Annotated in this window: 1 protein-coding gene; it reads left to right on the top strand. The window is 64.4% G+C overall.

The genetic code is table 11. From position 1 onward, the window contains the following. Window positions 1-1,766, top strand: a 1,766-nt coding sequence (gene dxs / locus HNR55_RS16625; RefSeq protein WP_184382801.1) for a 1-deoxy-D-xylulose-5-phosphate synthase, incomplete at both ends; no start/stop codon positions are given.

A 1,766-nucleotide genomic window follows, 5' to 3' on the forward strand; every position in this document is an offset into this window, starting at 1 on the left:
CTGACCGTAGCCCTGCACGCGGTGTTCGACACGCCCGATGACCGGGTGATCTGGGATGTGGGCCATCAGGCTTACCCGCACAAGATTCTGACCGGACGGCGCGAGCGCATCCGCACCCTGCGCCAGCCGGGTGGGCTGTCGGGCTTTACCCGCCGCTCCGAGAGCGAATACGACCCGTTTGGCGCGGCCCACTCCTCCACCTCCATTTCCGCCGGGCTGGGGATGGCGGTGGCGCACCACCTGCGCGCGGAGGATGACCCCTCCTACCGTGAACGCAATGTGATTGCGGTGATCGGCGATGGCTCCATTTCCGCCGGTATGGCGTATGAGGCCATGAACAACGCCGCAGTGGCCGGGCCGGGCGCTGAACGCCTGATCGTGATCCTTAACGATAACGAGATGTCCATTGCTCCGCCGGTCGGGGCCATGTCCAACTACCTCTCGCGCCTCATGTCGTCGCGCAAGTTCATGGAACTGCGCGAACTGGCGGGCAAATTCGTCAAGAAGCTGCCCGCTCCGGTGGAACGCACCGCCCGCAAGGCGGACGAATACGCACGCGGCATGATTACCGGCGGCACACTGTTCGAGGAGCTGGGCTTTTACTACGTTGGCCCCGTGGACGGGCACGACCTGCCGCAGCTGGTCACTATCCTGCGCAACCTGCGCGATACGGATAAAGGCCCCATCCTGCTGCATGTGATTACGGAAAAAGGCCACGGCTACCGCCCGGCGGAGAACGCGGGCGACAAATACCACGCCGTAGCCAAGTTCAACGTCATTACCGGTGAGCAGAAGAAAGGCCCCGCTGGCCCGCCCAGCTACACCTCGGTTTTTGCGCGTGAGCTTGTCCGCCGTGCCCAGACCGACAAACGCCTGACCGCAGTCACCGCCGCCATGCCGTCCGGCACCGGGCTGGATGCGTTTGCCAAGAACTACCCCGAGCGCTTTTTTGACGTAGGCATTGCCGAGCAGCACGCCGTTACCTTTGCCGCAGGTATGGCCACCGAGGGCCTGCGCCCGTTCTGCGCCATTTACTCCACCTTCCTCCAGCGTGCGTATGATCAGGTCATGCACGACGTGGTGCTCCAGAACCTGCCGGTCCGCTTTGCCATTGACCGTGCGGGTCTGGTCGGGGCCGATGGTGCAACACATGCCGGGTCGTTCGACATTGCCTATCTGGGCTGCCTGCCGGGCATGACCATCATGGCCCCTTCGGACGAGCTGGAACTGCTGCACATGACAGCCACAGCCGCTGAGTTTGATGACGGCCCGATTGCCCTGCGTTACCCGCGCGGCAACGGGCTTGGGCTGGACCTGCCTGCCGAGGGGCAGGTGCTGGAAATTGGCAAGGGCCGCATGATCCGCGAGATGGGGCGTCAGTCCGGTGCGCAGACGGGTGGCATTGCCATTCTCTCGCTCGGGCCAAGGCTTGGGGCCTGTCTGCAGGCGGCCGACATGCTGGCGGCACAGGGCCTGCCCCCGACCGTGGCCGATGCCCGCTTTGCCAAGCCGATTGATACGGCTCTGGTGGAAAACCTTGCCCGCAACCATGCGGTGCTGATCACCATCGAGGAAGGGTCCGAAGGTGGATTTGGCACACAGGTCTGCCACCATCTGGCCCGCACCGGGCTGCTTGACCGGGTGCGCTTCCGCCCCATGACCCTGCCCGACCGCTTTATCGACCACAACACGCAGGACGCGCAGTATGACGAGGCCGGGCTCTCCGCCCCTCACATCGTCGCAACCGCTCTTAACGCACTGGGTGT

The sequence above is a fragment of the Acetobacter lovaniensis genome (assembly GCF_014207635.1).
GTDB lineage: Bacteria > Pseudomonadota > Alphaproteobacteria > Acetobacterales > Acetobacteraceae > Acetobacter > Acetobacter lovaniensis.